The organism is Ruegeria sp. C9, assembly GCF_056537585.1.
Genome location: NZ_JBQFRU010000002.1, coordinates 795,216 through 819,792, shown reverse-complemented (window position 1 = coordinate 819,792; position 24,577 = coordinate 795,216). Strand labels below are relative to the sequence as shown.

The 24,577-nt window shown below is 58.0% G+C and carries 22 protein-coding genes and 1 pseudogene; 8 read left to right on the top strand and 15 right to left on the bottom strand.

Going from position 1 to position 24,577, the window contains the following annotated elements:
* Window positions 1–5: 5 nt before the first annotated feature.
* Genes ACR0NE_RS08250 through ACR0NE_RS08225 form a run of 6 tightly spaced genes read left to right on the top strand, consistent with a single transcriptional unit; the run spans window position 6 to window position 6,406 of the window.
* Window positions 6–1,541 (top strand): sugar ABC transporter ATP-binding protein, encoded by a 1,536-nt coding sequence (locus ACR0NE_RS08250; protein ID WP_480459265.1) that lies wholly within the window; start codon window positions 6–8, stop codon window positions 1,539–1,541.
* Window positions 1,526–2,503, top strand: a complete 978-nt coding sequence (locus ACR0NE_RS08245) for an ABC transporter permease (protein WP_170597822.1) — start codon at window positions 1,526–1,528, stop codon at window positions 2,501–2,503. Before ACR0NE_RS08250 ends, ACR0NE_RS08245 begins: the two co-directional genes overlap by 16 nt.
* Window positions 2,504–2,506: 3 nt before the next feature.
* Entirely contained in the window at window positions 2,507–3,502 is a 996-nt protein-coding gene (locus tag ACR0NE_RS08240; RefSeq protein WP_170597824.1) for an ABC transporter permease, read from the top strand.
* Window positions 3,502–4,602, top strand: a complete 1,101-nt coding sequence (locus ACR0NE_RS08235; RefSeq protein ID WP_170396135.1) for a mandelate racemase/muconate lactonizing enzyme family protein — start codon at window positions 3,502–3,504, stop codon at window positions 4,600–4,602. The genes ACR0NE_RS08240 and ACR0NE_RS08235 overlap by 1 nt, the downstream gene beginning before the upstream one ends.
* Window positions 4,599–5,639, top strand: coding sequence for an alcohol dehydrogenase catalytic domain-containing protein (locus ACR0NE_RS08230; RefSeq protein WP_170597826.1), 1,041 nt, complete (start codon window positions 4,599–4,601; stop codon window positions 5,637–5,639). The genes ACR0NE_RS08235 and ACR0NE_RS08230 overlap by 4 nt, the downstream gene beginning before the upstream one ends.
* Window positions 5,636–6,406: an SDR family oxidoreductase gene (locus tag ACR0NE_RS08225; protein WP_170396139.1), complete on the top strand. Its 771-nt coding sequence runs from the start codon at window positions 5,636–5,638 to the stop codon at window positions 6,404–6,406. Before ACR0NE_RS08230 ends, ACR0NE_RS08225 begins: the two co-directional genes overlap by 4 nt.
* Window positions 6,407–6,436: 30 nt before the next feature.
* Here ACR0NE_RS08225 and ACR0NE_RS08220 read toward each other — a convergent pair whose 3' ends face one another.
* The 7 genes from ACR0NE_RS08220 to ACR0NE_RS08190 form a co-directional block, all read right to left on the bottom strand.
* On the bottom strand, window positions 6,437–6,856 hold the full coding sequence (locus ACR0NE_RS08220) for a secondary thiamine-phosphate synthase enzyme YjbQ (protein ID WP_170597828.1): 420 nt from the start codon (window positions 6,854–6,856) through the stop codon (window positions 6,437–6,439).
* 112 nt (window positions 6,857–6,968) lie between these two features.
* A complete protein-coding gene (locus ACR0NE_RS08215) occupies window positions 6,969–7,832 on the bottom strand; it encodes a sugar phosphate isomerase/epimerase family protein (protein ID WP_170597830.1) in 864 nt (287 codons plus the stop codon).
* 11 nt (window positions 7,833–7,843) lie between these two features.
* A complete protein-coding gene (locus tag ACR0NE_RS08210; RefSeq protein WP_170597831.1) occupies window positions 7,844–8,734 on the bottom strand; it encodes an NAD(P)-dependent oxidoreductase in 891 nt (296 codons plus the stop codon).
* A 224-nt stretch (window positions 8,735–8,958) separates the two neighbouring features.
* Window positions 8,959–10,140: a mannonate dehydratase gene (uxuA, locus tag ACR0NE_RS08205; protein WP_170597833.1), complete on the bottom strand. Its 1,182-nt coding sequence runs from the start codon at window positions 10,138–10,140 to the stop codon at window positions 8,959–8,961.
* On the bottom strand, window positions 10,137–11,189 hold the full coding sequence (locus ACR0NE_RS08200) for a Gfo/Idh/MocA family protein (protein WP_170597835.1): 1,053 nt from the start codon (window positions 11,187–11,189) through the stop codon (window positions 10,137–10,139). The genes uxuA and ACR0NE_RS08200 overlap by 4 nt, the downstream gene beginning before the upstream one ends.
* Window positions 11,186–12,187, bottom strand: coding sequence for a Gfo/Idh/MocA family protein (locus tag ACR0NE_RS08195; protein ID WP_170597837.1), 1,002 nt, complete (start codon window positions 12,185–12,187; stop codon window positions 11,186–11,188). The genes ACR0NE_RS08200 and ACR0NE_RS08195 overlap by 4 nt, the downstream gene beginning before the upstream one ends.
* Window positions 12,184–13,200: a Gfo/Idh/MocA family protein gene (locus ACR0NE_RS08190; RefSeq protein ID WP_170511765.1), complete on the bottom strand. Its 1,017-nt coding sequence runs from the start codon at window positions 13,198–13,200 to the stop codon at window positions 12,184–12,186. Before ACR0NE_RS08190 ends, ACR0NE_RS08195 begins: the two co-directional genes overlap by 4 nt.
* Window positions 13,201–13,323: 123 nt before the next feature.
* Between ACR0NE_RS08190 and uxaC the strand changes: the two genes are divergently transcribed.
* Window positions 13,324–14,667 (top strand): glucuronate isomerase, encoded by a 1,344-nt coding sequence (gene uxaC, locus ACR0NE_RS08185; protein WP_170597839.1) that lies wholly within the window; start codon window positions 13,324–13,326, stop codon window positions 14,665–14,667.
* Window positions 14,668–15,864 (top strand): mannitol dehydrogenase family protein, encoded by a 1,197-nt coding sequence (locus ACR0NE_RS08180; protein WP_170597841.1) that lies wholly within the window; start codon window positions 14,668–14,670, stop codon window positions 15,862–15,864.
* On the opposite strand, the gene ACR0NE_RS08175 is transcribed toward ACR0NE_RS08180, so the two are convergent.
* The 8 genes and pseudogenes from ACR0NE_RS08175 to ACR0NE_RS08140 all read right to left on the bottom strand — a co-directional run bounded on the left by ACR0NE_RS08175 (window position 15,851) and on the right by ACR0NE_RS08140 (window position 24,576).
* Complete coding sequence (locus ACR0NE_RS08175; protein ID WP_170597843.1) at window positions 15,851–16,714, bottom strand: sugar kinase; 864 nt, start codon at window positions 16,712–16,714, stop codon at window positions 15,851–15,853. The genes ACR0NE_RS08180 and ACR0NE_RS08175 overlap by 14 nt on opposite strands.
* Window positions 16,711–17,592, bottom strand: a complete 882-nt coding sequence (locus ACR0NE_RS08170; protein WP_170597845.1) for a DMT family transporter — start codon at window positions 17,590–17,592, stop codon at window positions 16,711–16,713. The genes ACR0NE_RS08175 and ACR0NE_RS08170 overlap by 4 nt, the downstream gene beginning before the upstream one ends.
* 3 nt (window positions 17,593–17,595) lie before the next feature.
* Window positions 17,596–18,516, bottom strand: a pseudogene (locus ACR0NE_RS08165) (NAD(P)-dependent oxidoreductase); the annotation flags it as partial.
* Between the two features lie 106 nt (window positions 18,517–18,622).
* The gene (locus tag ACR0NE_RS08160) at window positions 18,623–19,627 is read right to left on the bottom strand and encodes a Gfo/Idh/MocA family protein (RefSeq protein ID WP_170511773.1); all 1,005 of its coding nucleotides are present in this window, start codon (window positions 19,625–19,627) and stop codon (window positions 18,623–18,625) included.
* Window positions 19,624–21,126, bottom strand: coding sequence for an altronate dehydratase family protein (locus ACR0NE_RS08155; RefSeq protein ID WP_170597849.1), 1,503 nt, complete (start codon window positions 21,124–21,126; stop codon window positions 19,624–19,626). Before ACR0NE_RS08155 ends, ACR0NE_RS08160 begins: the two co-directional genes overlap by 4 nt.
* A gap of 24 nt (window positions 21,127–21,150) precedes the next feature.
* Window positions 21,151–22,101: a phytanoyl-CoA dioxygenase family protein gene (locus tag ACR0NE_RS08150; RefSeq protein WP_170597851.1), complete on the bottom strand. Its 951-nt coding sequence runs from the start codon at window positions 22,099–22,101 to the stop codon at window positions 21,151–21,153.
* Window positions 22,102–22,111: 10 nt separating this feature from the next.
* Window positions 22,112–23,734 (bottom strand): TRAP transporter large permease, encoded by a 1,623-nt coding sequence (locus ACR0NE_RS08145; protein WP_170403499.1) that lies wholly within the window; start codon window positions 23,732–23,734, stop codon window positions 22,112–22,114.
* On the bottom strand, window positions 23,734–24,576 hold the full coding sequence (locus ACR0NE_RS08140; RefSeq protein WP_255612041.1) for a TRAP transporter small permease subunit: 843 nt from the start codon (window positions 24,574–24,576) through the stop codon (window positions 23,734–23,736). Before ACR0NE_RS08140 ends, ACR0NE_RS08145 begins: the two co-directional genes overlap by 1 nt.
* Between the last annotated feature and the right edge of the window lies 1 nt (window position 24,577).

Here is a 24,577-nt window from a genome sequence, read left to right as displayed (position 1 = left end):
ATCTCATGAATGCGCTCGTCTCGATGTCGGGAATTGAAAAGTCCTTTGCCGGCGTGCCGGCACTTAGCCAGGCCAACCTGGAAATCGCGCCCGGCGAGGTTCATGCGCTGATCGGCCAGAACGGTGCGGGCAAATCGACGATGATCAAGGTTCTGACCGGAGTTTACGATCGGGATGCCGGCGACGTTCATCTGGCGGGTGTGCCGAGCCGCATCTCCACTCCGCGCGAAGCGCAGGAATCCGGAATTGCCACCATCTATCAAGAGCTCAACCTGGTACCGCTGCGGTCAGTGACTGAAAACATCATCATGGGGTACGAGCCCAAACGTCTCGGCTTTCTGGTCGACTGGCGCGAGGGCAACAGGCGCGCACGCGAGGTGCTTACGCGCTTTGGCATAGATATCGACGTGACCGAGCCGTTAGGAAATTTCTCGACAGCGATCCAGCAGTTGGTTGCAATTGCGCGGGCTGTTTCGCTGGATGCGAAACTTGTCATCATGGACGAACCCACGTCGTCGCTGGATGCCAGCGAAGTCGAGGTGCTGTTCGGTGTTGTGCGCGAGTTGAAGAAACAGGGCGTGTCTGTTCTTTATGTTTCGCATTTCCTCGATGAGCTGTTCCAAATATGCGATCGAGTCACAACGATGCGAGATGGGCGCACCGTCAGCACGCGTAACGTCCAGGACACGACCAAACTGGAAATGATCGCGGACATGCTGGGCCGCAACAAGGATGAGATCGCGGCAGACGGTTTGACGGACTTCGCAGGTGCCAAGGCCAAGAAAGGCGATATCGTTTTACGGACGGACTCTGTTTCAACAGGCCCGCGGCTGACGCATTTCGACCTCACGCTCCACCGTGGGGAAATCGTCGGGTTGGGCGGATTGCTGGGCTCTGGCCGGACCGAGGCGGCGCGCGCTTTGTTCGGAGTGGACGGGAAACGCAGCGGCGCAATCGAGTTGCATGGCACGGTCGGTCAACCGTCCGGACCGGGTGACGCGATCGCAAACGGCGTCGGCTTTCTGACCGAAGATCGCAAGGCCGAAGGGATCATTCCAGAGATGTCCGTGCGCGAGAACATGACGCTGGCCCTGCTGCCGAAACTGGCCAGTCGTGGTCAAATCGACTTTGCCCGCGAGCGCGAGATTGTTCAGGCCTTTATCGACGATCTGGGCATCAAGGCAGCGCATATGGACCAGCCCATTCGCGAATTGTCCGGCGGCAACCAGCAGAAGGTGCTGCTTGCCCGTTGGCTGGCGACGCAGCCCGACATCCTGATACTCGACGAGCCGACCCGAGGCGTGGATGTTGGCGCTAAGCGAGAGATCCAATCGTTCATTCGGTCTTATGTCGAGAAGGGGTTTGGTGTCGTCCTCATCAGTTCGGAATTCGAAGAGCTGGTGGAAGGCGCAGACCGGATCGTTGTCATGCACGAGGGACGCTCGGTCAAGGAACTGACCAACCCCGGGGTCACCGAGAACATACTGGTGCGCGCGCTTGCGCATTATGAAGAAGGAACTGGTTCATGGACCGCGCAATGAAGTTGCCGCAACGGGTCGCATCAATGCCCTTCCGCTTTCACGGCGGCATCGCCGCGTTGGTCGCCCTATTAGTATTCAACGCGTTTTTCACACCTAATTTCCTGCAACTGCAAACCCTGTTCGTAAATATCAGCCAGGTCGCTACGATCGCCATCGTGGCCATGGGGATGACGCTGGTAATCGCCACGGGTGGGATCGATCTGTCGGTTGGGGCGGTCATGGCGCTGGCGGGGGCGCTTGCTCCGCTGATCTTTCTGTCGGATCTGGGCGCTGCCAATCCGATGCTAGGCGTCACTTTGGCCATTGTCCTGCCGCTGTTCATTGCGGGGCTATGCGGGGTATTCAACGGCGTGATGGTTGCCGTGTTGAACGTGCAGCCCATCGTTGCGACGCTCATTCTCTTCATCTCTGGTCGCGGTATTGCCCAAGTCTTGACGAACGGGAACCTGCAGACGTTTTCAAACCCTTCATTCAGTTATCTTGGAACTGGTAAAGTGCTTGGATTGCCGTTCCAGGGCTGGCTGGCGCTGACCATTGCCTGTGTGCTGTTTTGGGTGATCACCAGAACCACATGGGGCCGTTACCTGCTGGCCATAGGGGGCAATGAACGCGCGGCCTATCTGTCGGGTGGCCCCGTCCGACGGGTCAAGATCGGGGCCTATGTCATCTGCGCGGTGCTTGCGGGCCTAGCCGGATTGATCGTGGTTGCAATCAACTCGGCCTCGGACGCCGCGCGCAACGGCAATCTGATGGAGCTTGATGCCATCGCGGCCGCGGTTGTTGGCGGGGCTCTTTTGCAAGGCGGGCGAGCGCCGATCTTTGGTGCCATACTGGGTGCCGTCATCATCCAGTTGGTCAAATATACATTGTTGGCCAACGGGGTAGAGGACGAAGTTGCACTGATCGCCAAGGCCGTCATCATTATCCTGGCCGTTTGGGTCCAGCAGTTTCGGAGGGTTTAATCGATGTTGGATGAAACGGCTTTTGACCTGCGAAAATGCCTTCGACGTAATTCGGCCTCGGTGACGGTGTGGATCGCACTGCTGGCTTTGATTCTGTTCGGGCTGATGCGCTATGACAACTTTGGCAGCGCCTACAATTTCTCGTCTTTCCTGAATTACAACGCGATGTTCATCGCGATTGCGCTGGGCATGTGTTTTGTGATCATGACCGGCGGGATTGATCTGTCGGTCGGATCCGTGGCGGCCTTTACCTCGGTTGTTGCGGCCTATCTCAGCCCGTATGGGATTCAGGTTGCGTTGCCGGGGGCCGTTCTTGCCGGGGTTGGTTTCGGGGCGATCAACGCCTTTTGCATAATCATCCTTCGGATCCCGCCCTTCATCGCCACGCTGGCCACCATGCTGGCCGCAAAAGGCGGCGCATTGGTGATTTCGGGCGCCCAGACAATTTCGGTCGATTGGGGGTCGAACTTCACCAAGCTTGGCATGGGGCAGGCGTTTGGCCTGTTTCCATGGGCGATCGTCATCGTGGCCGGACTGACTCTGGCACTTTGGCTGGTGCTGGAAAGAACAACCATCGGGCGGACCGTCTTGGCGATCGGTGGCAGCGAGGATGCCTCGAACCTCATGGGCCTGAAGGTCAATCGCGCCAAGGCTTTTGTCTACCTGCTGTCGGGTGGCTGTGCGGGGCTGGCCGGAGTCTTTCTTGCCTCGGGTTTTGGAGCTGGGCAACCCCTAGAAGGCATCGGATGGGAATTGTCAGCCATCGCTTCTGTGGTTGTAGGCGGCACTTTGTTGACGGGTGGGATGGGATCGATCCCTGCGACCGTCGCCGGCGCGCTGTTGCTGGGGCTGGTCTTCAACGTTCTAAACTTTGAAAACGGTCAGGGCACCATCAGTTTCAGTGCCTATTGGCAAATGGTCATACGTGGAGGCTTTCTATTTGCGGTCATCCTTTTACAGTCTCGGGTTATTGCTAGGCAGCAGAAGGTCTTAGGTTAATGAATCGCATAGAAAGTGTATCAGCGCGGCTGTTCAACGTTCCGCTCGCCGAAGTCCTAGTCGATGCCAAACATGGGGATCACACGTTTTTTCAATTGATCACTGTCACCATTCAAACCTCTGATGGGGTAGAGGGGGTCGGGTATACCTACACCGGGGGCAAGGGTGGTCATGCCATCTTAGCGATGATCCAGCATGACCTGGCACCGTTCCTTGTTGGACAAGACGCCGAACAGATCGAAAGCCTGTACGATGCCATGCAGTGGCACGTGCACTACGTCGCACGGGGTGGGATCGCCTCGTTTGCCATCTCGGCCGTAGATATTGCACTGTGGGATATTCGCGGCAGAACGCAGAATGCGCCATTGTGGCAGATGGCCGGTGGAGCGTCCAAACGGTGCAAGGCCTATGCCGGCGGGATCGACCTGAATTTCTCGTTGGAGAAACTGCTGCGTCAGACCGAAGGGTACCTTGCGCGTGGGTTCAACGCAGTCAAGATCAAGGTCGGTCAACCAGACCTGGCCGACGATCTTGCACGTGCCCGGGCGGTACGCGAGATGCTGGGGCCGGACCGGTTCTTCATGGTCGATGCGAATTACTCTATGAGTGTCGAACAGGCCATCGTCGCTGCCAGAGGGTTCGCCGACTGCGATATCCTGTGGTTCGAGGAACCGACAATTCCAGACGACTACAAAGGTTATAGCCAAATTGTCGAAGCGACGGGCGTTCCCCTTGCCATGGGTGAAAACCTGCACACCATACACGAATTTGAATACGCCTTTGATGACGCGAAACTGAGTTTTATCCAGCCCGATGCCTCAAACTGCGGTGGAATCACCGGCTGGCTGCGCGTGGCCGCGCTAAGCGCACAGCACGGCATTCCGGTTTGCAGTCATGGGATGCAGGAGCTGCACGTCAGCCTTGTTTCTGCGCAACCCAACGCAGGCTGGCTAGAAGTACACTCATTCCCGATAGACCAGTACACGACCCGTCCACTAGTTGTCGAAGACTGTCTGGCCGTGGCCCCGGATACCCCGGGAACCGGAGTGGAATTCGACTGGGACAAATTGAATGCGGAACACAAGGAGATGCATAGATGACGACCCAGACGATCACTGCCGCATACTACAGGGGCGGTAAGAGCTTTGCAGTAGAGCAAGCCCAAGCGACAGATCCGGGTCCCGGCGAGGCTGCCATTCGTGTCGCCTATTGTGGGATTTGCGGGACGGATATGCACGTCTACCACGGCAACATGGATGCCCGCGTCGGCCTGAACCGGGTGATTGGGCATGAGATGTCAGGTGTGGTCGAAGCGGTGGGCGAGGGCGTCGATACGGTCGAACCCGGCCAGAAGGTCGTTGTCCGACCGCTTGATCATTGCGGAGAATGCCCAGCTTGCAAGCGGGGGCATCAGCATATCTGTCAGAATCTCAAGTTTCTCGGCCTCGACACCGATGGCGCGATGCAAGAGATCTGGAGTGTTCCGGCCCACACGTTGCACGTTCTGCCGGATGACTTGCGCATGGATCACGCGGCGCTGATCGAGCCGGTTGCCGTTGCCTGCCACGATGTGCGGCTGTCTGACCTGCAACCTGGAGAGGACGTTGTCGTTATCGGCGGCGGCCCGATTGGCATCCTGGTTGCCATGGTTGCGCGGGACGCGGGTGGAAATGTCGTGATTTCCGAAGTGAATCCGAACCGTCTTGCGATTGCTGAAAAACTTGGCTTTGACACGATCAACCCAATCGAAACCGATCTGGTGTCCACAATCAACGCGCGCACGGGCGACAAAGGGGCAGATGTGGTTTTCGAGGTGTCAGGAACGCAGCCCGGTGTCGATGCAATGACCGCCGTTGCCGCGACTCGGGCCCGGATCGTAATGGTCGCGATCCATGCTCAAAAGCCCCAGATCGACCTGTTCCAGTTCTTCTGGCGAGAGCTGCGACTGATCGGTGCTCGGGTCTATGAGCCAGAGGATTACGAGAAAGCCATTGCAGTTGTCGCCTCGGGCGGAGTGGACGCGGATGTTGTGATCACGGACGTCAGCCCTCTGGCAGACATCCAGGCCGCGTTCGAAGCACTGGATCGCAGCCCAACCGCAATGAAAAGCCTGATCGAAGTAGGACCGCGTTCATGAGTGTTTTGCAAAGTTTCGACCTGACGGGAAAGACGGCCCTTGTGACCGGGTGCAAACGCGGTATCGGGCGCGGTATGGCCGAAGCATTGGCATCGGCCGGAGCCAATATCATCGGAGTGTCCGCCTCGCTCGAGCTGTCTGGCTCGGATGTCGAAAAAGCCGTGACGGCGATGGGACGCAATTTCCGGGCCTACCAATGCGACTTCTCGGATCGCGCCGCGCTGCATGGGTTCATTGATCAGTTGAGAGCCGACGGACAAACCCCTGATATACTTGTCAACAATGCCGGCACGATCAAACGCAAACCCGCCGCCGAACACCCGGACGACTGGTGGGACGAAGTGATGGAGGTGAACCTGTCCTCGCAGTTCGTTCTGTCACGCGAGATCGGCAAGGACATGCTGGCGCGCGGCTCGGGGAAGATCATCTTCACTGCATCGCTGCTGACATTTCAGGGTGGCATCACCGTTCCGGGCTATGCGGCCTCGAAAGGCGGGATTGGACAGCTGACCAAAGCCTTGGCCAACGAATGGGCCGGGCAGGGCGTAAACGTGAATGCGATCGCGCCTGGCTACATCGCGACCGACAACACCCAAGCCCTGCGGGATGATCCGGTCCGGTCGAAGTCGATCCTGGAACGAACACCCCAAGGCCGTTGGGGTACGCCTGTTGATTTTGCCGGACCGGTGGTCTTTCTGGCCTCTGCTGCGTCGGACTTCGTCAACGGTGAAATCCTTGTAGTCGACGGGGGCTGGATGGGGCGTTAGCACTGCCAACGCTCCATGTGATCCAAGGCATCACGTCCCGATGTAGTGCACCTTCAATCGGCGTGCCTTGGGTGCTTCCCGATGTTCGAACAGGTACAGGCTTTGTACGCGACCCAGCGGAAGCTGCCCCTGTTCGACCGGGATCGATACCTGAGTTTGCGTCAACAGCGCCCGCAGATGCGATGGAGCGTTGTCGTCCTCGGTCGGGCGGTGGTGATACTTGCCTGGTGACTTGGGTACGAGTTTCTCGAAGAACGTCTCGATATCCTTGAGCACGTCAGGATCGGCATTGGCCTGCACCAACAGCGCGGCACCGGTGTGGACGCACCAAAGGGTCAACAGGCCCGAGACAAATTCGTGTTCGGACACCGCACGCTGAACGATCCTGCTGATGTCGATGAGGGATTTGCCCGGCGTTTCAATCGACAGCTCGAAAAACTCTTGCTTCATCCAGCAGGCCCTTTCCTTGATTTCACGCGAACGCGCCCAGCTTTCTACACCTCATTTGGCATTCAGCAGTGGGGGTCAAACTTTTGATTTTGAACGCATATTGACTGCATTTTCATGCAAACAGGCTTTTAAACTGGTCCACACACAGACGAAAACCATCTTCGAAGTTCCCGTTGCCGGGGTGATAAACGCTTTCGAAAGAAATGACGCCATCATAGCTGTCGGATCTGAGCGCCTCCGCGATGGGTTGGAACAATGGCGCAAGCTGACCTTCCCCCATGCGGCACACTTCCAGTGTTGCCCGCGGCGTGTCGACCTTTACGTCCTTGATATGAATGTGACCCAGATATCCGCCGCGCAGTTCTTCATAACCGTCCGGATATGCCAGTTCATGGCACCAGCAGTTGTTTCCGGGGTCCCACAGCACTTTCAAAGAGTCTTTTGCGTCCAACTCGTCAATCAGCTTGCGGGCTGTATAGTTGGAATTGACCAGCGTACCGTTTCCGGTTTCCACGACAAGCGTCACGCCCTCAGCTCTTGCCAGTTCAACCGCCGGCGCGATCAGCGGCGGCATCGAGTCCCATACCCCATGCGCTACGTTCCACTTCTCGGCGCCGTTTTTTCCCCACAGTATCTGCTCTTTTCGTTGGGTCATGATCCGAACCAGCGGAGACCCAACAACATGCGCCATGTCGATTACGCGTTTCAAGGCGTCCATATGCCGAGTGTGGAAGTCGTCGCGGGGCCTATTGGCAGCTGTCATCCCCGCAAAGATATGGCGCGACAGACATGACACAGGCTTGCCCCGGTCGCGCAAGAGCGCGTCGATCTCGGCTATTTGCTGCGGGGAATGATCCCCGACCTCCGCATCGCCAACGAACTGAAGCTCTGCATAGTCCAGGCCGAACTCGTCCATCACGTCCACGGCATGCCGCAGATCGCGGGAAATGCCGTCGCAAATTACACCTAGTTTCATGTCCGGTCCCCTCAGCGATGCAATTCTGCGTCAACGATTTCTTCGATGACGCGAGTACACACCCAGTTGTCACCATTCGGGTATTTGGTTTTTCCTGCGTGAAAGATCTGCATAGCGGATGATGCTGTGTGCATTGGAACGCCCAACGCACCGGCCAGTGCCAGCGAGATCGTCAGGTCCTTGTGCATGGTTGCGATATGGCTGCCGGTGGCCTCGAACTTGCGATCAATGATGTTTTCAAGGGCGGAATTCACGACGCCGCACCCCGCGCTGGATGAGGAGAACACATCAAGTAATGCCTGACCGCTGACACCGGCTTTGGCCGCCAGGGCTGCAGCCTCGAATGTGGCGGAAAAGATCGATCCGATCAGGGATTGCAGGCAGGCTTTCACGGTTTGCCCGTCGCCAGCGTTTTCTCCGACCCGATGAATGGTTGCCGATACTGCCTGCATGATTTCGGCGTTTCGGTCCAGCGCATCCGCAGCACCGGCAGCCATCATCGTCAATGTGCCGTTCTGCGCGCCGGGAAACCCACCTGAGACCGGCGTGTCGATTAAGTTAATCCCCGAGCCTTCCATATCCTGCCCGATGGCGCGGGCTTCGGCCGGGGTAATGGTCGCCGACAGGATGACCGTTCCGCCTTTGGCCATGTTCGCAACCAGCCCGTTTTCACCCAGAATGACATCGCGGGCCTGATCTCCGTTCATTACCATGACAAACACACTGGCGGCGTGTCGACCGACCTGTCCCACGCTGTCCTTGGGCTGGCCGCCCATGTCAGCAAATGCCGTCATGCGCGTCTCGCTCAGGTCGAAACCTGATGTTTCAAAGCCATTCTTGATCAGGTTCTTGGCAAGGCCGCTGCCCATGTCGCCAAGACCTATTACGCCTGCAGTTTTCATTTGGACTCCTCCCGATATTTCGCCATTGCCGTATGGCAGACGTTTCGAAAAATGATGCCCAATCGCATCGGTTTTCGCGGGAGTTTCACGCGTCTTTTACAGACGTCGGGCGAGTCCGGAAGACACCCCGCTGCCCGTTTACGTATAGCAATTAAACGAAGAATGCGGCGCTCAGGCAAGCATAGAAGTGTTGCGGGCGAAAAGAAACCGCCTGATCCGACGCGTTAGGAGAACGCCGCCATGATGCCGCGCAGTTCCGCAAGCCCGCGCATACGCCCGATCAATGGATAGCCGGGAGTACTGTGTCCACCCAGATCGCTCAGCAGTTCTTGTCCGTGGTCGGGTCGCATCGGAATTTGCCAGTCGCAACGCCCTTGGGATTTGCGGCGACGCTGTTCGTTCATCAGTTCGCGAATGGTGCCGACCATGTCGGTGTCGCCCTCCAGATGCGGGGCCTCAAAGAAGTCCGGTTTCTGGCTGTCTAATCCGGCGATGCGTTTGGTATTCCGCAGATGGACAAAGTGAATTCGGTCGCCATGCCTGCGCACGAAGTCCGGCCCATCAAATTCGGGGGAAACTCCCAGCGATCCGGTACACAACGTTGCGCCGTTCGCCAACAAATCAACCGCATCCAGAACGGCGCCGTAGTCATCGGTGCTGGACATGATCCGCGGCAGACCAAGCAACGAGAACGGCGGATCATCCGGATGACAGCACAAGCGTAGTTCCAGTTCTTGGGCGACTGGTGCGACTTCTGACAGGAAGTCGATCAGGTTTGCGCGAAGCCGGTCACGGTCGATATGAGCATAGGTCTGCAACAAAGCGCGCACGTCCTGCACGCTCCACTGATCGTTGGCGCCGGGCAACCCCGCAGTGACATTGTGTTGCAACTGGGCCTTGGATTCATCCGACATGCGCAAGAAGCGATCCTTGGCCGTTTGCTGGACGACGCTGGAATAGTCTTCGGACGCGCCCGGACGTTCAAGAATATGTATGTCGAAAACAGCAAAATCGGTCAGGTCGAACAGCATGGCCGTTCCGCCGTGCGGCTGCGGGGCGCGAAGGGCGGTGCGCGTCCAATCCAGGATTGGCATGAAGTTGTAGCAAACGACTTTGATGCCACGGTCGGACAGGGCCCTGAGGCTGGACTTATACGCCTGCAGATGTTCAGCCATGTCTGCGGATTGCGTCTTGATCGCTTCGGAGACGGGCAGGCTTTCGACAACGTCCCAACTGTACCCGGCAGTAGCCAGAACTGCCTGCCGATCGGCGATGCTTGGTTCGTCCCAGGGCTGTCCCGGCGGGATGTGATGCAGCGCGGTGACGATGCCCTGAACCCCGACTTGATGGAGAGCGGCAAGGGCGATCGGATCATCGGGTCCGAACCAACGCCAGCATTGTTTCATGGCAGCCATCCTTCATACAGCGGGTGATCGGACCTGATGGGAAGAGCAACGCGCTGCCCGGTGCGCGCCGCGTGATAAATCGCTGTCACAAGGCCGATGGATGCAGCGCCATCATTCAGCGTAACGGCCGAATTTGCCTCGGACCGCAGCGCCCTGCCGACTTCGGTAAAGAACCCTTCGAAACCTGTTGGCTCGTCAGTGGCGGCTGCAAGGGCCTCGTCGATAGCGGCTTGATTCACCGGGTCTCGCGCGACGAATGTCCAGGGCGTTTGACCCGGGGCATAGGGTTCGGTGCCAGAGGTGGCGGTCACCTTTTCAAAGACTAGCCGCAGGCGGGTTTCGTCCGTGGCGGCGCCCAGGGTGATATTGCTTGTACACAAAGCTCCGGAAGTCATGCCAAAGCAGATCGCGGCGCAGTCTTCGGTCTCGATCGGGTTTACCCGCGTTGTGGCCATCGCAGACACCCAGGCGATATCACCCGCGATATGAGTCAGCAGATCATGGTTGTGGATGGCATGGCCCAGCACTGCGCCGCCACGTTCACCAGCCCATGTTCCCCGCCACGGCACCGCGTAATAGTCTGCCCCTCGGGACCAATGGGTCTCAAGCGCGGCAGTTTGGACCGCTCCGGTCAGGCCTGCGCGTTGCAAGTGGCGCAATTGGGCAAGTGACGGGCCCCACCGGTATTGAAACACCGGAAACACCTGCTTGCCTGCGCTGCGTGTGGCTGCCGTGATCCGATCCACATCTTGCATCGAGGTCGCAAGAGGCTTTTCGCAGACAACGTGTTTTCCTGCGGCCAGTGCTGCAAGGGTGGTCGGTACATGCAGATGGGGCGGCAGGCAGATGTCGATGACATCAATCGCCGGATCATCCAGAGCGTCCTGAATGTTGGTTAGTGCTCGAAAATCCGAGTTCTGCCGTATCTGTTCGATCCGGTCCGTATTCTGGTCGACCACGGCGGCTACGCGAAAGGTGCGGTCAAGCCGTTCCAGAGCGTCCAGATGTTGCGCACCGATACCAGCGCCAAGGATCGCAACGTTGATCATCTGCGTTCCGCCATTTCCTGCGCGTGCAGTGCCAGCTCCATGACCGTAAAGCAGTGGGTCTGTGTCATCGCGGTTTCGGTCCGGTTGCGGATGTCATCGGCCAGGCGCGCGAAGTAGGGAAGGCCGGCGTCGGCTGCGTCGATCTTTTGGCAGGTTTCACCATTGACGAGGATCAGATGGTCTGTCCCTGAGGCCCCACCCACATCGACGTATTTCCGCAACTCGATATATCCTTCGGTTCCGAGGATCGTCAGACGACCATCCCCCCAGTTTGGCAAGGCATCCGGCGTGAACCAGTCAACCCGGATGTACCCGGTGCCATTCTCGCTTCGTAGATTGAGTTCTCCGAAATCCTGCAATCCGGGATCTTTGGGGTTCGCGTAGTTCGCCACATAAGCGTTCGTGATTTCTGCGGTTTTCGAACCTGTGTAATGCAAGAACTGATCGATTTGATGCGAGGCGATGTCGGTCAGAATGCCGCCATAGCGGTCACGCTGAAAAAACCAATCCGGCCGGGTTGCCCGGTTCAATCGGTGCGGGCCAAGCCCAACCGTCTGGATCACGCGCCCGATGGCACCGGACTCGACCAACTCGGTCGCCCGGGTGCTGACGGGCGTTTCAAATCGTTCGGAAAAATTCACCGACCAGATTCGACCGGTGTCGGCGACAGCTCGCTTGATCTGGTCAAGTTGCTCGAACGTCGTGCAGCCCGGCTTGTCGCTCATGACATCCATGCCGTTTTGCATGGCGCGGATCGTCAACGCGACCCTATCTGCCGGTATTGCCGAAATCAGCGCCAGATCCGCCCCACAGGTTAGGGCGTCTTCCAGTCGGGCCAGCCGCGGAATATCGGGAAACCTTTTGACGTAGCCCGGAAGCGTTTCCGGATCGCCTTGTGTCCAGTAGCCAACGCAGTCCACGCCGATTTTACGCATGTTTTCCGTCATGCCATAGATATGGCGGTGGTCCAGGCCAAGGGCTACGCAGGTCAGTCTCATGAGATGACTCGTGTTTTCTGGCCGGTTCGATTGGCGATCTGCATCGCGTCTATGACGGCGTGGGTCAAAAGGGCACTGCGTCCGGTGGCCATGGGCAGCGTGCCATCGGCAACAGCCTTGGCGAAATCCTCGATGACCGCCTGATGCCAAGCATGGGTGAACGCCATGGGATCGGCCCCTCCGCCTGTGGCGGACGTTTCGCCAACCGTGGATTTATGACCATCGAAAGTCGTTAAGGTCAGGACACCTGACTCCAGATGCGCTTTGGCGCGTGTGCCTTGGATGGTAATGGACTCAGCGGCCCCGGGATATTCGGCAGTAGTCGCCATCATAGTGCCCACGGCGCCTCTATCCGTTTCAAAGACTGCACCTGCCCAATCCTCAGCTTCGAGATCGTGTAACGGAGTTTTTCTCATCATGGCTTGAATGTCCGAGATCGGCCCCAGCAGCCACATCGCAAGATCAAGCGTGTGGATTGCCTGCGAGATCATGACACCGCCTCCGTCGCGCGCATAAGTGCCGCGACCCGGCTCGTCATAGTAGCTCTGATCGCGCCACCAGGGGACACGGATCTCCACCGTGGCGATCGCGCCCAGCTCACCCTGTTCAATGGCTGATTTCAGCGCCTGCGAGGCGGCGCGGGCGCGGTGCTGAAAGATTATGCCCAGCGGCACACCGGATACCTCGCACTGCTCGACGATGGCTGTCGCGGCGCCCAGCGTTCTCTCGATGGGCTTTTCCATCAGGATCGGTTTCGAAGCGCTCGAAAGAACCCGAACCAACTCTGAGCGCTGATCGGGCGGTGTTGCGATGATCGCAAAGTCGACGTTTGGGTCGTCTGCGATTTCCTCGATCGAGCCGAATGCGCGGGTGCCGTTTCGCCGCGCGAACTCAGCTGCTTTTTCAGAGTTGCGCCCGAGGACGCCGGCAAGACTGAGGCCTTGATCCGATGCTTGAATGGCAGCGACATGCGTGCCCGAAACCATCCCCAAACCAATCAGCGCAATATTCATTCATTCCCCCGGATCACTCGATCAGTCTGCGGGTTCGAACGGGAAAGATGCAACCATTAAAAACTGTGTTAACAATTGCGGGCAGCAGTATCGGAGGCAGAATTGACTGGCAATTTGAATGGCATGGCAGAAAACCTGTACTTGGGCATCAAGGACCTGCCAATCGTGTCTCCGCATGGTCACTGCGATCCGGGGTGGTTTGCAACCGATGAGCCGTTTCCCAACCCGGCAGAGCTGCTTGTGGTTCCCGACCATTACGTGTTCCGTATGCTCTATTCGCAGGGCGTTCCTTTGTCCGAACTTGGCGTTGGGGAAGAGGGGCGAAAGAAGAATCCCCGCGCCGTTTTTCGCACCTTTGCCGAACACTGGCATCTGTTTCTGGGAACGCCATCTCGGATCTGGATGAGCTACGTGCTGCACGAAACGCTGGGCGTGTCTGAGGCGTTGTCTTCTCGCACGGCTGACCTGATTTATGATGAGATCTCAGAAAAGCTGACGCGTCCCGAATTTCGCCCGAGGGCTTTGTTCGACAGGTTTGGGATCGAGGTTCTGGCCACCACAGATTCGGCTCTCGAGGGCCTGGCTGAGCATCGGGAGATTCGAACAAGCGGTTGGGGCGGGCGGGTTGTTCCGACGTTCCGCCCAGACGGGGTTTTGGATGGGGCGGACCCAGAGTTCGTACAGAACCTGAATAAGTTGGCCGAGCTGACAGACTGCGATCTGGACAGCTATGATGGCTACCTCAACGCGCTGCGAATGCGGCGGGCTTATTTCATCCAGCTGGGATGTACTGCCACCGACCACGGTATCGAACGCGTAAAGACCGAGTGGCTGGACGACCCGGATGCGCTGTACCAGCGGCTGAGACGGCGGGAAGGTACCGAACAGGATGCTCGCCGGTTCTATGGGCATATGCTGATCGAAATGGCGCAGATGTCTGTCGATGATGGTCTGACAATGCAGATACATGCTGGCAGCAAGCGCAACACGAACCACGCGGTACTGCGGGACTTCGGACGGGACAAGGGGGCCGACATTCCAATCGCGATGGATTGGGTCACGGGCCTTGAGGCGCTGTTGAACCGGGTCGGTAACTCGGCGGAACTGCGCATCATACTTTTCACATTGGACGAAAGCACCTATGCCCGTGAATTGGCCCCGATGGCGGGACATTGGCCGTGCCTTAGGATCGGGCCGCCTTGGTGGTTCCACGACAGCCCAGCCGGGATTGCGCGGTATTTCGATCAGGTCGTTGAAACGGCCGGATATTACAATCTGGCCGGATTCAATGACGACACGCGGGCTTTCCTGTCCATTCCTGCACGTCACGACCTGTGGCGAAGGGGTGTGGCGATTCATCTGGCCGAGCAGGTTGCGCGCGGCTATTTCGATCGGGACAGTGCCGAGCATCTGGCGCGATTGCTGGCGGTCGATCTGGCGAAACAAGTTTACGGGTTGCAAAGGTAAATGGGTACAATTCTTCATTTCGGCCTTGGAAACTTTGCCCGGGCGCATTTGCTGGATTACACGGATCAAGCGGGCGGATGGGACGTTGTCGGCGTCAGCCTGCGTTCATCCTCGGTTCGGGATGGATTGGCCCGACAGGATTTCGAGTACGATTTGTGCGTACAGGGGCAGGGAGTCCGGCGCATCAAAGCTCTGCGGGAAGTTCTGGTCGCGCCCAAGGATCGCGCAGAGATGTTCGATGTGATGGCGGATGCCGAGATCATTTCGGCAACCGTTACCGAGAAAGGTTATCACTTGGACGCCGCGGGCAAGCTGAACCTTCAGGACCCGGCGATTGCCGCCGATCTGGCAGGGCAAGGGCCTGCGACGCTGATCGGGTTTTTAACTTATGGCCTTGCTGAACGGCGCAAGCCAGTAACGGTACTAAGTTGTGACAATCGCATGGAAAACGGCAAGACGCTCGAAACGGCAGTTGCCGATTTTGCGGAAGCAGCCGGTCTGGACGTGAATTGGGACTCTGTTTGCTTTCCCAACGCGATGGTCGACCGGATCACCCCGGCTACCACGGACGCCGTTCGCGCAATCAGCGGCGATCCTATGGCTGTTCCGACCGAGGCGTTCTCGGAGTGGGTGATCGAAGACAGTTTCGCCGGTCCGCACCCGGATTGGCCGGGTGTGCAACTGGTCGAAGACGTAGCCCCGCACGAGATGCGAAAGCTGCGCATGCTGAACGGTGCCCATTCCCTGTTGGCTTATGCCGGGTTGGAGCGGGGCCTGACCTACGTCCACGAAGCGGTTCGAGACCCGGTTTTGCGCCCGCTGGTTTCTGAGTTGATGAAGGATGCGGGCGCAACGCTGCCCGCTGCACTGCAAGCACAGGTTCCGGATTATGCCGAGGCTTTGTTGCGCCGCTTTGAAAACCCCGAGCTGGCGCACCGTCTGGACCAAATCGCGATGGATGGCAGCCAGAAGCTGCCGTATCGGTTTGTTCCCACACTCCGTGAGACCGGCTCTCAGGCGGTGATTGCAGGGATGCGGGCCTGGATCTCCTATTGCATGTCCGAGATCGCAAAGGGCAGGGCGCTGAACGATCCTTGCGCGTCGGAAATTGCCAAGGCCGTCAAGCAGCCGGACCCGGTAGTGCCGCTTTTGGGTCTCGTTGGCGCTGAGGATCTCGCGCCACTTATCCGGGAATGATCGCGCCGCGGAACTGAACAACGGTGGAAGCCAGATTGTGTCCAGCCATCAGGGCCTCGGCCTGTGATTTTCCCATCAGCAAGGCCGCGAGGTACCCACCGTTGAAACTGTCGCCCGCCGCTGTCGTATCCAGCACGTTTTCGGCAGGTTCATAGGTTTGGTCAGTGTTCTGCCCGATGGATAAAGGGCCATTCTTTCCGCGTTTCAACGCACCAACACCGTGATGATCGGCAAAGCGTGCAGCCACCTGGTCCGCGCTTTCCCCGAACAATGCCATCTCGTCGTCAATGGACGGCAGGGCAATATCTGCACGTTGCCAAAGCCGTTGGTTAATCTGCCGAGCGTGTTGGACGCTGTCCCAAAGACGCGGACGAAAGTTGCTGTCATATACCAACCGGACGGAAGAGCCTTTGAGCCAGTCCAGAAGCGCAAGCCTGACTGCATGCGGAAGAATGGCCACGGAAATCCCTGACAAGTACAGCACGTCGTAACCGTTCAGCGGGCTGAAGTCGTGATCGGCAAAAAGCTGACGGGCGGCCGCCTCGCTGCGCCAATAGGTAAAGCTGCGTTCACCGTCCGCAGATGTCGTGATCGCGTATAGTCCCGGAGAGGCGTCCGGAATGATACGGATGCCGGATGTTCCGATGCCATGACTGGCGATGAAGTCCACGATATGCCTTGAGAACGGATCGTCGCCTAGGCATGTCACATACTCCACCTGCAGGTCAGGCGCGGCACGGTGCATGTAGATGGCCGTGTTCAGCGTATCCCCCGCGACGCCCACCTTCGCGCCGGTTTCCAGCATGGACAATTCGATCATTGCTTCGCCGATGCAGGCAATTCGCGTCATTTCTTTTCTCTTTTCCAGATGATGAGACCGGCAGCCATGATCAGCGCAGCCCCCGCCAACGTGAATGCGTCCGGTACTGTGTCAAAGAACAGATAACCCCAGATTGCCACGTAGATTAGGAACGAATAGGTGAATGGCATCAACTGGTTCGCCGTTCCAAACCGATGCGCGTTCGTCAGCAGCTGATGCCCGCACCAGCCAAACACACCAAGGCCGATCAGTACAATCAGGCTCCACGTGTTTTCTGGCTGGACCCAAAACCAGATGGCGAACGGCAACAGGACCACCGTACCGGTAAGCCCGAGGTAGAATTGCATAGTGTCCACGGCAACGACCCCGGACAGCTTGCGCGTCATGATCGAGTACAAGGCCAAAGCGGTGGCATTATATACGATCAGCAGCATGGTCGGATGAAAGGCCGAACCAAACGGCCGTACGACAACCAACACCCCCAGAAAGCCCAGGATGATAGCCGCCCAACGCCATGGGCCCACGCTTTCTTTCAATACAAAGACGGACAGAAAGCACACGATGACCGGGCTTGAGAACATGATTGCCGACACAACGGTCAGTGGCAAAAACCGTAGGGCATAAAAATTGAAAACGGTCGCCGAGATCAGCAGCAAGGCCCGGCTTATCACCTGCCATGGATGGTCAGTCTTGAACCGACCGGCCTCTATCCCGCCCTTGGCGATCACGCCCACTGAGATCACGAAGTGCCCCGCATAGCGCATGAACGCCAACTGAAATGCTGGCACTCCGGCCAACGCCAACCACTTGGCCCCAAGGTCAACCAACGAAAAGAACAGCCACGCCATCAACATCAGCACAATGCCAAGGCGCGGCAGGTCAGCGGTGGGGTTGGCGGAGACGGCCATCGATCAGGTGTTGAAACGCTTGACGTAGTAGTCAACCATCTGGCTTACCATGTCATCCGCCTGACCGTGGTCGCGGGCGTCATTCAGCGCCGAAAGCGCGCCCTGCGACATCACGCTGGTAACGCCTGCCTCGCGCGCCATTCGGTCATAATACCCGAGGTCTTTTGCCGCGTTCTTGATGGCAAAGGCCAGCTGATTTGGGTCGCTCTCAACGCCATAGGCTTTGACGAAATCCATCATTCCGGAATGCAGCGGCCCTGCGGCCATCACATCATACAGCTGCTTGCGGTCAACACCGGTGATGTCAGCCATGGCAAAGGCTTCGGCCATCGCGTTCGCAACGGTCATTCCGAAGAAGTTGTTGATCAGCTTGATCGTGTGCCCGGACCCAACGGGGCCAAGGTAAAAAACGTTTTCGCCCAAATCTTTCAGTGTCGGCTCGGCCTTGTCAAAGGCGGCCTTGTCTCCAGACGTCATAATGTTGAGCTTGCCTTCTAGCGCGTGTGAAGGTGTCCGGCCAAGCGGTGCATCAAGATAGCTTCCGTCGGCTGCGGCAACCTCCTCGGCCAAGGCGCGTGTGCTGCCAGGAAGCGAGGTGCCAAAGTCGATGACAATCGCGCCGGATTTCAATCCCGCAATCACTCCATCTGCACCGTGCATTCGGCTCTCGACCTGTTCGGAGGTGCCCATGCACAGCATCACGATGTCGCTGGCCTGAGCCAGTTCTTGGGCGTTTTGCATCTCGCGGGCGCCTCGGTCAATCGCGGCGTCCAGGTACGTGCGGTCGCGGTTTCCCAATACAGCGACCGAATATCCTTGGTCCAACAGTCGGCTCACCATGGCTCCGCCCATTAGTCCCAAGCCGATAAACCCGATTGATGGTTTGCTCATTGGTTTCCCTTTCCGTGAATGTGTCTGGTTTTTATTCTTGTGTTTGTTGCGGGCGGCTTTGCTTTTTTAATGCTCATATTGCCCGGTGGATAATCATTGGTTTTTAGGTGGTCCGGCATTTGGCCGGGCCGCATGTCCATCAGGCCGGCGCCCGCGCTCGGGTCGTTCGCGCCTTTAGCCCCTGTTCAATCCGTGATGTGACCTCGAGCGTTCGGGCTGCATCCTCGACGTCAATCAGTGGAGGAGCGCCATCGATCACGTCAAGGAAGTGATCCAGCTGCACCTCTAGCGGTGCGCGTTGTTGTTCCGGTCGTGTAAGTTGGTCTTTTTGGGCCGCAGTGCCCCAATCCTGTCCGCGCCACAGGGTCATGGAGGGAAAACTCACAGCGCCACTGGTTCCCGTGATCCAGATCATGTCCTGATGGGTCGTGCCGATGTTCGGGTTCTCGCCGGTTCCGGCCTCAAACCCCCAGGGGCTGGGTGCGGTATCGGCAAAGCTGATAGTGCCCGTCGCGCCGTTTTCGAATGCGATCGCGACAGCCCCGCTTTCTATCCTATCCGATCCGCGGATGGGCGCTCCGGGCAGGGCGACGACATCCGAGATTTCTCCGATCACAAAGCGCAGGACATCGATATCATGCACCAGATTGATCATGACTGGGCTGCCATCGGAAGTCCGCCAGTTCTGTTCAAAATAGCTGTCGGGTTTGCGCATGGCCCACAGCAACGAGACATTGATGACTTGTCCGATCGTACCTTGCGCGATCACCTCCTTCAGGTGTTGCAAGATTGTATGATACCGCCGATGGTGGCCTACAAGACTGCGGACATTGGCCTGGCGAACGGCCGTCTTCAGGCGCAGGGCATCATCGATCGATGCTGCAACCGGCTTTTCGATCAGCATGTGCCAACCGCGGGATGCGGCCAGAATGCCATGTTCGGCATGCAGGCGGGTCGGAGTGGCGATGATGACGCCATCCACTGGGCCCTGCACCTCGTCCATACTGGCAAAACGCGGCGCGTCGATCTGGATCGAGCCATCTGGATCGGCCAACCCGACCAACATGCAACCGGGATGCTCAATCACGGCGCGGACGTGGCGGATACCGATTAATCCGCCGCCGGCTACAAGAATCCGTTTCACATCACCGCTCCGATTTGCCAGGGAACAAATTCGTAGTCACCCAAGCCCTGCGCCTCGGACTTGGTCCGCGCGCCAGAGGCGACTTGGAGCAGCCGTCGGTATATTTCCTGTCCTTTTTCCTCGACGCTGGCGCCTTTGGTCAGAATGTCGCCTGCATCCACGTCCATGTCTTCGGGCATGCGTGCTGCCAATTCAGAGTTGGTAGCGATTTTCAGCGTGGGTGCCGGTTTGGACCCAAATGCAGAGCCGCGTCCCGTGGTGAAGCACACAAGGTTGCACCCAGCCGCGATCTGCCCGGTCACCGAGGCCGGGTCATATCCGGGGCTGTCCATGAAGGTGAAGCCTTTGGCGGTGATTGGTTCGGCGTATTTGAATACACTGGTCAAAGGGGTGGTGCCGCCCTTCGCCGCTGCCCCCAGCGACTTCTCTAGGATGGTCGTCAGACCCCCTTGCTTGTTGCCGGGGCTTGGGTTGTTGTCCATCGAACCGTGATTGCGAGCGGTATAGTCCTGCCACCAATCGATCAGTCCGATCAGTTTTTCCCCAGTTGTGCGACTAAGGGCGCGGCGGGTCAAAAGGTGTTCGGCTCCGTAAATTTCGGGTGTTTCCGCAAGGACACCTGTGCCGCCTTGCGCAACCAACAGGTCGCAGGCATGTCCGAGCGCCGGGTTCGCGGTCACGCCGGACCAAGCGTCCGAGCCACCGCATTGCAGCGCAACCATCAGTTCGGACGCCGGGGCTTCGCTGCGCCTCGCCTCATTGGCAATGGGCAGCATCTGGTTGATCTTGCTGATGCCCATTTCCACGGTCCGGCGCAATCCGGCGACGTTCTGGATGTTCATCGTCTGGAAGGTGGGACTTTGCTTCAGCCCATACGCGTCCAGCAGCCAGTCGATCTGGTTCATCTCGCAGCCCAGACCGACCATCAGAACGGCAGCGTGGTTGGGGTGTTTTGCAAACCCCCACATGACCCGTTGAAGGGCTTCGAAACCGTCGCCGGAATCGGCCATTCCGCAGCCTGTTCCATGGACAAAGGCCACCACGCCGTCGATGTTCGGAAACTTGGCCAGCTTGTCCGGCGTGAAGTGATTGGCGATCATGCGGGCCGCGGTCGCCGAACAGTTCACTGTGGTCAGAACCGCGATGTAATTGCGCGTGCCGACCCGACCGCTGTCCCGGTGGTAGCCCATGAATGTATCGACCGAGGTGGCAGGTTTGGTGGGCCTGTGATCCGTCGCAAACTCGTAGTCTACGCTGGGGTTCCGGAACTCGACATTGTGGGTGTGCACATGGTCGCCGGGTTCGATCGGTTGGGTGGCGTAACCGATGATCTGGGCGTACTTTCTGACCGGATCGCCGAGTGCAAGATTCCGCGTGGCGACCTTGTGCCCCGGGGGGATGCGCGCATTGGTCGTGACATCCTCGACCATACTGCCGGCCTCCAGGTGCCGAGTTGCAACAACCACGCTATCCGTTCGATCTAAACGTACAAAAGTCATAATCAGCTTTCCTGGCGGCAGCAGCTAGGCGCAGAACGGTGAGTCCGATGACCACCGGTGAATATCTATATGCGGCTTGCCAGACAGTCTTGCTCGTGCCGCCTCCCAATTGGACTTGCAGACGCGCCAATCTCGCAGCTCGGTTTCGGGGCGCGATCTAGACCTCGCGATGAAGCTGGGGAAATGATCTCGACCGGTCGGCTGGCCTGCCGCACTAAAGCGGATGTCGAACGACCAGCGGAACCGGTCCGTTTTATTGATCAGCGAAGCGTGTGGCGTCAAAGGGTGAAACAGGATGATCCCGCCGGCCTTGACAGGAAGGGGCACGGCGCGGCCTTCATCAATGAACCCGTCGGCAATGCCTGTCTGCGTCCGGGCACAATGTGGCAGGATAGATTGGTCTTGTGCCATTGGCAGCACTTGCAGGCAGCCGTTTTCAACCGTTGCATCGTTGACGGCAATCCAAACCGTGACCATTTCGGTCTGATCAGCATCCTCCAGCGCAACCGCTCGGTCCTGATGCCAGTCCGTTGCGGTGATGTGCGCGCGCACCTCGTCCTTGGACAGCTTCAGGGCAGGGGGCTTCAGCCGAACGTGCTGGATTGGATTGCTCACCAACTCTGGCCCGATCAGCTGCTCGACGATGTCAAGCATGGGACGGGCCGTCAGCAAGTCGAACACTGCGGGCCCAATATGGAACGGTGTGTCCGCCATGATCCGATCGCCGGGCAGCGAGATGTCCAGCGGCTGGAAATAGTCGCATCCGGCCTGATAGGCGGACAGAAGTTTGTCCCAGAAGGTCATTCCGGACGGCTCGTCCTTGACCAGCCCTTTTTCGTACCAACAGTCATAGAGCCGGTTCAGGACATCCGAGTATTCCGCTTGCACCCGACCCAGGACATCGCGGGGAATTACATCCTCAACCACGAGGTATCCATCGGTCTGGAACTTGCCAATCTGATCTTGTGTCAGCATGGGTGCAACCTCACAACAGCAGCGCAATGATGCCCGGCCAGATCAGAAGAACGGAAAGCGCCAGCAACTGGATCCCGATGAATGGCAGGAAGCCGCGGAAGATATCCGTTAGGCTGATATGCGGCGGGGCCACTGACTTCAGGTAGAACGCGGCCGGGCCGAAAGGGGGCGAGAGGAAGCTGACCTGCATGTTCATACAGAACACGACGCCGAACCAGATGGCGACATGACTCGGCTCCAACTGGCCAAAGACTCCGATTTCCTCGATAGGAAGGCGCAGGACGATCGGGAGAAAGACCGGAATGATCAACAGTACGATGCCGACCCAATCCATGAATGCGCCCATGAACAGCAAGATCAGCATCATTACCAGAATGACCAACATGGTCGGCAGCTCCTGGCCGACGATCAGGTCGGCCACGTATTGGGGCCCGCCAGCAATGGTGTAGGCACCCGCCAGCGCGGCGGCCCCGATCGTAACCCAGATGATGGTGCCTGTGGATTTTAACGTCCGCATCAAGCTGTCCCAAACCAGCTCGAACGATCCTTCGCCCCGCAGGATGGCGATGATCAGAACGGCGAAGGCGCCCATGCCTGCAGCCTCAGTGATCCCTGTGATCCCGCCATAGATCGAACCGAGCACGACGCCGATTACGACCAGCGGCGCGACGAGACCCTTGCCCATTTCCCAACCGATTTTTGCGCGTTGTCTGCCAAAGACGAAGAAAATCAGCAGAAGGGCGACGATCGTGATGCCGGCAAACCAGGGCAGGTAGTCAGCCGTTCCCAGCCTCGCGGGCTCACCCTGGCTGGCAGCGTTCGAGCCTGAGAGCTCGAAAAAAGCGGCCCGGATAAACAGAACGGTGGAAAACCCGGCGACGACGATGCTCATGAAGGCCCCAAACAGTTTGCGTTTCTCGGCTGGTTCGGGGTCGTTCGGGTCCGGTTCCGGCAGCGGAGCGTGATGAGGATTCAACCGCGTGCGGATGATGATGTACAGGATGATCATCGAGGCCAGCATGAAGCCGGGAATGAAAGACGCGGTGAACAGCGACTTGATCGAGGTTTCGGTGATCAGCCCATAGATGATCAGAACGATCGAAGGAGGGATCATGGTGCCCAGAGACCCTGAGGCGCAGATGACGCCGATCGCGAGATTCTGATCGTAGCCCAGGCGCAGCATCTGGGGCAGGGCGATAAGGCCCAGCAGGACAACCTCACCGCCGATGATGCCGGACATGGCAGCCATGATCACCGCCATGATCGAGGTCACGATCGCGATGCCGCCGCGTGTTCTGGACAGCCAGACATTCAGCGACGAATACATGTCGCGCGCGATCCCGGACCGCTCTAGCAGCGACGCCATGAAGATAAACAATGGCACGGATATGAGCACGTAGTCCGTTAAGAGCCCGTATATCTTCTGCGCCAGGATATAGAGCGGCCCAGTCCCTGGCCGACCGGTGAGAATCCCGTCGCCGAATGAAAACGGGTTTAAAAGCAGTGTCGGTTCGAACTTGAGCACAAGAACCAGAACCGCAAGCGAAGCCGAGGCCAGACCCAAGGGCATCCCGATCGCCAGAAGCACAATCAGGGCGACCATCAGGATGAGTGAGATTGTTCCAATGTCCATCAGTCTTGTCCCACCGCCCGTTTGATCATTTCAATTTCGTCTTCGTCCGGTTCATCTGTGTGGATTTCCGGTTCTTTGTTCCAATCCGCGACCAAGTTTAAAATTGCTTGCATTGCGACGAGCGTAATCACTATCAGCACCATCGGCTGCAACGTCGCCGGGATCGGAGGATTGAAGGCAGAGCCATAAAGCTCCCATTTGTAGAGCTTATTGACGAACACCTGTTTGTAGCTGCCGTAGACAAGAAAGAAGGCAAATAGCACGATCAGTATAGTCGAAACCGTATCAAAAACGCGCTGAAGCCAACGTGGAACTGCGTCGTACATCAGGAATATTCGAATGTGACTGCGTTGCTGCATGGCGTAGTAGCCAGACATTAAAAACACAAAGCTGGCGAACCAGAGTGTCATTTCGTTCGCCCACTCGGTCGGCTTCTCCAGGATATAACGCATGAAGACTTCGTAGAGCATGACGACAGTCATGATTGCGATCATCATCATCGTCACTCGACCTATGAACAGGGCGAAACGGTCCATAACCGTCGAGCCTTCGAACTCCATCGTCGCCGGGCGCACGGTCTTGGTACCAATCACTGCAAGAAACGGTAGAAGGACGAGCGCGGCCATGTCGATGATGTCGACATACCCCCCGAATACGCCAGACAATTCGGGCGTAACGTCGCTGCGCAGATATATTTCAGTTACCTGACTTTTGAGGGATTCAGAGGTGTAAGGCAGCCAGTCCAATAGGAATGCGGGAAGATGCCAAACAAGCCAGCTGGCTGTTGCGACGAAGGCCAACGGTATGAGCCATTCAATTAGTCCGCCTGAGTTCTTGTGCATC

Coding starts and splice junctions, on each gene's coding strand:
- ACR0NE_RS08250 (WP_480459265.1), top strand. CDS start 6: ATGAATGCGCTCGTCTCGATGTCGGGAATTGAAAAGTCCTTTGCCGGC.
- ACR0NE_RS08245 (WP_170597822.1), top strand. CDS start 1,526: ATGGACCGCGCAATGAAGTTGCCGCAACGGGTCGCATCAATGCCCTTC.
- ACR0NE_RS08240 (WP_170597824.1), top strand. CDS start 2,507: ATGTTGGATGAAACGGCTTTTGACCTGCGAAAATGCCTTCGACGTAAT.
- ACR0NE_RS08235 (WP_170396135.1), top strand. CDS start 3,502: ATGAATCGCATAGAAAGTGTATCAGCGCGGCTGTTCAACGTTCCGCTC.
- ACR0NE_RS08230 (WP_170597826.1), top strand. CDS start 4,599: ATGACGACCCAGACGATCACTGCCGCATACTACAGGGGCGGTAAGAGC.
- ACR0NE_RS08225 (WP_170396139.1), top strand. CDS start 5,636: ATGAGTGTTTTGCAAAGTTTCGACCTGACGGGAAAGACGGCCCTTGTG.
- ACR0NE_RS08220 (WP_170597828.1), bottom strand. CDS start 6,856: ATGAAGCAAGAGTTTTTCGAGCTGTCGATTGAAACGCCGGGCAAATCC.
- ACR0NE_RS08215 (WP_170597830.1), bottom strand. CDS start 7,832: ATGAAACTAGGTGTAATTTGCGACGGCATTTCCCGCGATCTGCGGCAT.
- ACR0NE_RS08210 (WP_170597831.1), bottom strand. CDS start 8,734: ATGAAAACTGCAGGCGTAATAGGTCTTGGCGACATGGGCAGCGGCCTT.
- uxuA (WP_170597833.1), bottom strand. CDS start 10,140: ATGAAACAATGCTGGCGTTGGTTCGGACCCGATGATCCGATCGCCCTT.
- ACR0NE_RS08200 (WP_170597835.1), bottom strand. CDS start 11,189: ATGATCAACGTTGCGATCCTTGGCGCTGGTATCGGTGCGCAACATCTG.
- ACR0NE_RS08195 (WP_170597837.1), bottom strand. CDS start 12,187: ATGAGACTGACCTGCGTAGCCCTTGGCCTGGACCACCGCCATATCTAT.
- ACR0NE_RS08190 (WP_170511765.1), bottom strand. CDS start 13,200: ATGAATATTGCGCTGATTGGTTTGGGGATGGTTTCGGGCACGCATGTC.
- uxaC (WP_170597839.1), top strand. CDS start 13,324: ATGGCAGAAAACCTGTACTTGGGCATCAAGGACCTGCCAATCGTGTCT.
- ACR0NE_RS08180 (WP_170597841.1), top strand. CDS start 14,668: ATGGGTACAATTCTTCATTTCGGCCTTGGAAACTTTGCCCGGGCGCAT.
- ACR0NE_RS08175 (WP_170597843.1), bottom strand. CDS start 16,714: ATGACGCGAATTGCCTGCATCGGCGAAGCAATGATCGAATTGTCCATG.
- ACR0NE_RS08170 (WP_170597845.1), bottom strand. CDS start 17,592: ATGGCCGTCTCCGCCAACCCCACCGCTGACCTGCCGCGCCTTGGCATT.
- ACR0NE_RS08155 (WP_170597849.1), bottom strand. CDS start 21,126: ATGACTTTTGTACGTTTAGATCGAACGGATAGCGTGGTTGTTGCAACT.
- ACR0NE_RS08150 (WP_170597851.1), bottom strand. CDS start 22,101: ATGCTGACACAAGATCAGATTGGCAAGTTCCAGACCGATGGATACCTC.
- ACR0NE_RS08145 (WP_170403499.1), bottom strand. CDS start 23,734: ATGGACATTGGAACAATCTCACTCATCCTGATGGTCGCCCTGATTGTG.
- ACR0NE_RS08140 (WP_255612041.1), bottom strand. CDS start 24,576: ATGCACAAGAACTCAGGCGGACTAATTGAATGGCTCATACCGTTGGCC.